9 protein-coding genes and 1 tRNA gene are annotated in these 3455 nt (G+C 33.6%); all 10 read right to left on the bottom strand.

The window, feature by feature from the left end; translation table 11 throughout:
- Positions 1-224 (bottom strand): hypothetical protein (locus SVN78_09550; protein MDY6821848.1); only part of this gene is annotated, 224 nt, incomplete at its 3' end.
- A gap of 83 nt (positions 225-307) precedes the next feature.
- A complete protein-coding gene (rplL, locus tag SVN78_09545) occupies positions 308-691 on the bottom strand; it encodes a 50S ribosomal protein L7/L12 (GenBank protein MDY6821847.1) in 384 nt (127 codons plus the stop codon).
- Positions 678-1232: a 50S ribosomal protein L10 gene (gene rplJ, locus SVN78_09540; GenBank protein MDY6821846.1), complete on the bottom strand. Its 555-nt coding sequence runs from the start codon at positions 1230-1232 to the stop codon at positions 678-680. Before rplJ ends, rplL begins: the two co-directional genes overlap by 14 nt.
- Positions 1233-1257: 25 nt before the next feature.
- The gene (gene rplA, locus SVN78_09535) at positions 1258-1950 is read right to left on the bottom strand and encodes a 50S ribosomal protein L1 (GenBank protein ID MDY6821845.1); all 693 of its coding nucleotides are present in this window, start codon (positions 1948-1950) and stop codon (positions 1258-1260) included.
- Positions 1951-1952: 2 nt separating this feature from the next.
- Positions 1953-2384 carry a 50S ribosomal protein L11 gene (rplK, locus tag SVN78_09530; GenBank protein MDY6821844.1) on the bottom strand — a complete coding sequence of 144 codons (432 nt, stop codon included), beginning with the start codon at positions 2382-2384 and terminating at the stop codon, positions 1953-1955.
- Between the two features lie 10 nt (positions 2385-2394).
- Positions 2395-2919 carry a transcription termination/antitermination protein NusG gene (gene nusG, locus SVN78_09525; GenBank protein ID MDY6821843.1) on the bottom strand — a complete coding sequence of 175 codons (525 nt, stop codon included), beginning with the start codon at positions 2917-2919 and terminating at the stop codon, positions 2395-2397.
- A 2-nt stretch (positions 2920-2921) separates the two neighbouring features.
- Positions 2922-3107 (bottom strand): preprotein translocase subunit SecE, encoded by a 186-nt coding sequence (gene secE / locus SVN78_09520; GenBank protein MDY6821842.1) that lies wholly within the window; start codon positions 3105-3107, stop codon positions 2922-2924.
- Positions 3108-3120: 13 nt separating this feature from the next.
- Positions 3121-3194: transfer RNA gene (locus tag SVN78_09515), tRNA-Trp, on the bottom strand.
- The gene (gene rpmG / locus SVN78_09510; protein MDY6821841.1) at positions 3193-3342 is read right to left on the bottom strand and encodes a 50S ribosomal protein L33; all 150 of its coding nucleotides are present in this window, start codon (positions 3340-3342) and stop codon (positions 3193-3195) included. The genes SVN78_09515 and rpmG overlap by 2 nt, the downstream gene beginning before the upstream one ends.
- A gap of 22 nt (positions 3343-3364) precedes the next feature.
- On the bottom strand, positions 3365-3455 hold a 91-nt coding region (locus tag SVN78_09505; GenBank protein ID MDY6821840.1), incomplete at its 5' end, for a hypothetical protein.

Here is a 3455-nt window from a genome sequence, read left to right as displayed (position 1 = left end):
GAATCAATGTAATAATCAACATACTCTAATACAGCTATTTCATTAAAATCTGTAATAGGGAATACTTCTTCAAAAAGTTGCCTCAAACCACTAGGTTGTTTACTATCTTCTTTTATTGCCTCGTTAAAGGAATTAAGTTGTACCTCAAGAAAATTTGGTTTTTCCATCACTTTCCTAATTTTAGAAAATGATATCCTTCTAATAGGTGATATAATACTACCCATAAACTCACCTTCTTTATTTATATTTTTATAACTGTAGAATCTATATATATTCTACGCAATGTAAATTTATTAGCTAAATTTGGTTATTTGATTTCAACAGAAGCCCCAACCTCTTCTAGTTTTGATTTAATTTGCTCAGCTTCTTCTTTTGACACACCCTCTTTTACAGGTTTTGGCGCAGAATCAACCAAGCCTTTTGCTTCCTTTAGGCCCAATCCTGTAATCTCCCTCACAACCTTTATTACTTGAACTTTTTTATCACCAATTGAGGATAAAACAACATCAAACTCTGTTTTTTCTTCCTCTTTACCTTGTCCTTCAGCAGTACCAGCTGATGGTGCCTGTGCGACAACAGCTTGTGCTGCAGTTACACCAAATTTCTCTTCAAGCTCTTTCACAAAATCAGCCAATTCAAGCACTGACATATTTTCGATAAATTTAATTACATCTTCTTTAGTTACTGCCATTTTTTTCCTCCAAACTATTTTGTTTTTTATCTTTAATTGCGTTTAAAACATTTATAAAATTTAACATTATATTATTTAACAAAAATACAAAACCTGAAATAGGCGATTTCATGCTAAGCACTAACCTTGACAAAAGCTCTTCCCTACTAGGTAGATCAGCAATTTTTAATACATCTTCGCCAGTATAACATTCTCCATTATAATAAGCACCTTTTATCTTTAAAACTTCATTATCTTTATTTTTCAAGAATTGCTTTAATTCTTTAGCAGTTTCTACCATATCACTATATACAAAAGCAACGCCTGTTTCATTAACTAAAAGATCGTCTAGCTTATCAATATTATTCTCTTTTAAAGCTATTTTCATTAGTCTATTTTTGACAACCCTATAGCTACTTTCCTTTTTTTTCAGGTTATATCTCAAATCTGTCGTTTGCCTAAAATTTAAACCTTTAAAGTTTAATAATATTAATGCTTTCGATTCTGAAATATCACTAGATATCTCTTTTACAAATTTTGCTTTTGTTTCTCTTGTATGCACTGTTTATCCCCTTTTTTTTATTTACTTAAGCTGCACTTTGTTTTTCAACTCTTATAGATGGGCTCATTGTTGATGCAATATAAATACCTCTTATATATTGACCTTTACTTGCAGCAGGCTTTGCCTTAATTAAAGCCTCGATTAAAGCTTTACAATTCTCAAATAATTTATTTTCATCAAAGCTAACCTTTCCAACTGGGGCATGTATTATACCCGTCTTATCTACCCTAAATTCAAGCATGCCGGCTTTCAAATGCTTAACTACATCTGATATTTCGTTTGTAACAGTACCTGTCTTTGGAGATGGCATCAGACCCCTTGGCCCTAATTTCTTTCCAAGTTTACCAACACTTCTCATCATATCTGGTGTGGCCACTGCTTTATCAAACTCAAGCCATCCATCATTAATCTTTGTAATTAAATCTTCACTGCCCACATAATCTGCACCTGCCATTTTTGCCTCATTTGCTTTTTCGCCTTCTGCAAACACTATGACCTTAACATCTTTGCCTAATCCGTGTGGTAAAACTACTGAACCCCTAACCATCTGATCAGCATGTTTAGGATCAACACCTAATTTAACTGCCATCTCCAGCGTTTCATCAAAATTGGCAAAAGAAACCTCTTTTACAATTTTAATAGCCTCTATCAATTCGTAATACTTATATCTATCAAATCTTTCTAGTGCATTTAAATATTTCTTACCTCTTTTTGCCATAACTACTCCTTTTCTTCTATAGTAACACCAACACTTTTGGATGTTCCTGTAACAATTTTCTTAGCTTTTTCGAGATCATCTGTATTTAAATCAGGCAACTTTATTTTTGCTATTTTCTCAAGTTGGCTCATTGTTAACTTGCCCACATTTTCAATTCCCGGTTTTGATGATCCCTTTGATAAGTTAAGCTCTTTTTTTATTAAATCAGATGTGGGAGGTGTTTTAGTTACAAAAGTAAAGCTCCTATCCTCATATACAGTTATAATCACAGGGATAATCATGTCGCCCATATTGCTAGTTGCAGCATTAAAGGCTTTGCAGAACTCCATAATATTAACACCTCTCTGCCCAAGAGCAGGACCTACTGGTGGAGCTGGATTTGCTTTGCCAGCTTGTATCTGTAGCTTAATCTGCCCCATAATCTTTTTTGCCATCTTACACCCCTTAACCTATCCTATTTATCTGATAATAATCTAACTCTATTGGTGTTTGTCTACCAAATATGCTAACAACTACCTTAACTTTTTCCTTTTCAGGATTCACTTCATCAACAATACCTGTAAATCCCTGAAAAGGACCATCTATTACTTCAATTTTATCCCCTGCTATAAACTTTATAGCCATTCTTGGCGCCTGTGATTTTGCTAAATCCACCATAGCCTTAACATCATTCTCAGGTATTGCAACAGGATTTGTGCCTCCAACAAAACCAGTTACCCTTGGAGTATTCTTAATTAACTGCCAATTCTCTGTTGTCATCTCCATATGCACTAAAATATATCCTGGAAAAGTTTTCTTTTTACTAACTATTTTTTTTCCTTTCCTTAGCTCAACAACATCTTCAGTGGGAATAAGTATTTCATCAATCTCTTTTTCTTTGCCCAAATTTTTAACTTTTTCTTCAATTAGTTGTTTAACCTTTTTTTCAAAACCCGAATATGTATGCACAACATACCAATTATTTGCCATAGCTACCCTATTATAAATCTTATAATTTTTGACAAAGCTATATCTACAACACCTAAAAAGATAGAAACTATAAACACTAACAGCAATACAACAAAGGTTGTGCCAATAGTTAATTCTCTAGTTGGCCAAATCACTTTTTTTAATTCTTCCTTAACTTGTCTTAAAAATCTTTTTAATTCTAATATCATATTTATCCAATAACAGGCCAGGAGGGACTCGAACCCCCAGCCACCGGTTTTGGAGACCGGTGCTCTGCCAAATTGAGCTACTGGCCTATTTAGTTTCCCTGTGTAGTGTATGTTTTCTACACCTAGCACAATATTTCTTTAACTCCAATTTAGATGTTATGCTCTTTTTATTCTTTGTTGTATGATAATTCCTATTTTTGCATTCTACGCAAGCTAATATAACATGATCAGCCATCTCTAACCTCAAATATTAAATATTATTCAATAATATCTGTTACTACTCCTGCACCTACTGTTCTACCACCTTCCCTTATAGCAAACCTTAAACCTCTTTCCATGGCTATAGGG

This window comes from Deferribacterota bacterium, from assembly GCA_034189185.1.
Classification (GTDB): Bacteria; Chrysiogenota; Deferribacteres; order Deferribacterales; family UBA228; genus UBA228.
This window is presented reverse-complemented; position numbering and strand designations above follow the sequence as displayed.